Raw genomic sequence first — 642 nt, 5'->3', positions numbered from 1 at the left:
CAGATGGCCTGGTTCAACGCATCGAGCACAGTGAGCGATCAGCGCGCCACAGGTTCGAGCGCGATCGCGAACGGTGGTCATCGAGGTCGAGACGCGCCAGCCCACGGAGAGCCATTGGTGCGCCATTGGTTCAAGCACAATGGCGAGCGCGCGCGAAGACATCGATGATGAAGGGTGAGGGGCGACCGTCGCGCCGGGGGCGCGGCGTAAGCGCCCCGAACGAGACCATGCCCATCCATGTCGACACATAGGTGAAGTCGCTCGCCCACTGTCCTCGGACCAGTGGCGGACAGGGGCTCGCCCCAGAGCTGGTCGGGCATGGTCGCCACGAACTGCCGGTTGACCTTGTCATCCGGGCAGGGCTGCGCCGGATCGGGGATGGTTGTCTTCTTCTGGCCGCGCACAACCCCTTGTAATCCATGAAGATGCATCAGCCGCTCCACGGTGCAACGCGCGATGTCATGCCCGTCACGCCGAAGCTGGTGCCAGATCTTGCGGGCCCCGTAGCGCCCCCGGCTCTTGCCGTGCGTCGCCTCGATCTTCTCGAAATCCTGCACGTCCTGCCGGGCACGGTCCGAGGCCAGCTCGGGTCTGCGGGCAATGGCGGCATGCCTGTAGAAGGTCGCGGGGGCGATCGGCAGA

General features: G+C 65.9%; 1 protein-coding gene. It reads right to left on the bottom strand.

The annotated features are described in order from the left end of the window. Positions 1-77: 77 nt before the first annotated feature. Positions 78-642: IS3 family transposase (locus tag ACH107_RS33340; protein WP_412509862.1), on the bottom strand; the 565-nt coding region annotated here is incomplete at its 5' end.

The sequence above is a fragment of the Roseovarius halophilus (ex Wu et al. 2025) genome (genome assembly GCF_047086965.1).
This window is presented reverse-complemented; position numbering and strand designations above follow the sequence as displayed.